The organism is Clostridium sp., from assembly GCF_051656525.1.
Classification (GTDB): Bacteria; Bacillota; Clostridia; order Clostridiales; family Clostridiaceae; genus Clostridium.
In genome coordinates, this window is the sequence record NZ_JBOGCC010000129.1 from 1 (window position 1) to 1,754 (window position 1,754).

General features: G+C 30.8%; 1 protein-coding gene. It reads right to left on the bottom strand.

The genetic code is table 11. From position 1 onward, the window contains the following. Positions 1 to 687: 687 nt before the first annotated feature. Positions 688 to 1,449: a poly(ethylene terephthalate) hydrolase family protein gene (locus tag ACRDDY_RS06265; RefSeq protein WP_240222308.1), complete on the bottom strand. Its 762-nt coding sequence runs from the start codon at positions 1,447 to 1,449 to the stop codon at positions 688 to 690. Positions 1,450 to 1,754 lie beyond the last annotated feature (305 nt).

A 1,754-nucleotide genomic window follows, 5' to 3' on the forward strand; every position in this document is an offset into this window, starting at 1 on the left:
TAGGACCTCGTGCCCACGGCCACAGCAACATAAGCTCGTAACTATGAAAGACATATTATCTATTCTATTTAAAAAAAATTTAGGCGGAAATAAATTTCCCTCTCTTCCAACCTTGATTTCCGCCATACAAAAAGTCCGATGGTCGGACTTTTTCTAAATTACAACAATCAAAATACTTTACTAATTTTAAAATAAAAAAATTTCCAGCAAAAAATAGCCACTTAACTCATCGCTTTCTCCCTCTGGTCGTAGCTGGGATAGTGGGAGTCTTATTGACAGTCCCTTATGGTATGCTACCCTGTCGGTCGCTCAGTACTCCGCTCAAGAGTTAAAGATAGTTCTTGCCTTAATAGGAAAAGGTCTTGAGAGCTGTGGATGAAAGCAATTTCAATTTGCAATACACGGATCTCTTCGCCCTTGAACCTTTAAGTCTTTCCCACCCTCCCCATTCTGCTATCTTATCAAGACATTCCCATAAAAAAAGAAACCTCTTTTTTAAGAGATTTCTCCACTTTTAACTTGAACTCCAAAATATCTTCCATTAATATCTGCAAGTTCAAACTCTATTTTTGTTGTACTACTTTTATCAGTTAAAGTATAAGTTTTAATATTTTAAATAAAACTATTTGAGTTAGAATCTATTCTCCAGGTATTCATAATTTACCCCTTTAAATTGAAATGATTGCTCTAATTATCTTTTTTATTTGAAATCATCCATTTCCATAACTCTGAATTTTTATGTGCTTCTAACCAAGACGAATCATGATTCCCATTTTCAACGATTGTAAACTTAACATTCCCATTTTTTTTCTTTAAAGCATCTACCATATTTTGAGAAACTTCAATTGGAGTAATATCATCTGCATTTCCATGAAAAACCCAAGTAGGAATATGTTTTATTAAATCAATATCTTTAGGACTTCCAGACCCAGCTATTGGAACGATTGCAGCAAACTTACTAGGTCTATTCATGGCAGCATTCCAAACTCCTTGTCCTCCCCTTGATAGTCCTGCTATATATATTCTTTTAGGATCTATTTTTAACTCCTTCTCTAAGTTGTCGATTAAATGAAGCAAAGAATTCATAGACGGAGTAATCGGAGTAGTTTTAAAATCATACTCATCTATGCTTACACTTGCCCATCTTATTTCTGGTGTTGTTTGAGGAGCTAGTACATATGCATTTTGAATATTTTGAATCTCTTCTGATGCAAAATACTGTGGACCAATATTTGTTCCAGCATACATCTGTTTTTCATTATCTATTCCAGCTTCTCCTGAACCGTGAAGATATATAACTAAAGGTATCTCTTTTTCAATATTATTTGGTTTAAAAAGTTGATACGGTAAATTAAACTCATCATACTTAAAATTATTTTTACTCCATTCTCCAGAACTAGCTAAACATGTCAATGAAATTGTTGAAAATAACATAATTTTTTTTAACATAAAATACCCCCGTATATTATTTTAATCAAACGTTTGCTTAATCTAAAAAATATCAAATACTTATAAATTTGTCTAATATAGAAAATATATATTGATAATTCTTCATAACTCTTTCTGTTGTATATTCAATAAAAAATCATTTTCATGTTAATCTTGATTTTTAATTTAAATAGGGTATACTTTAGTGCTATTAGATCTTTTTAGTAGCTATTAATATTTTTTAGTTGAACACTTTTATATTTATTTTAAAGAATTACTAAAAAATCATTCAGGGGGATATTGTGGAATTAAATAGGTTTTTTTTT

Excerpts from the sequence above, each read along its gene's own strand:
- ACRDDY_RS06265 (WP_240222308.1), bottom strand. The coding sequence starts at position 1,449 with ATGTTAAAAAAAATTATGTTATTTTCAACAATTTCATTGACATGTTTA.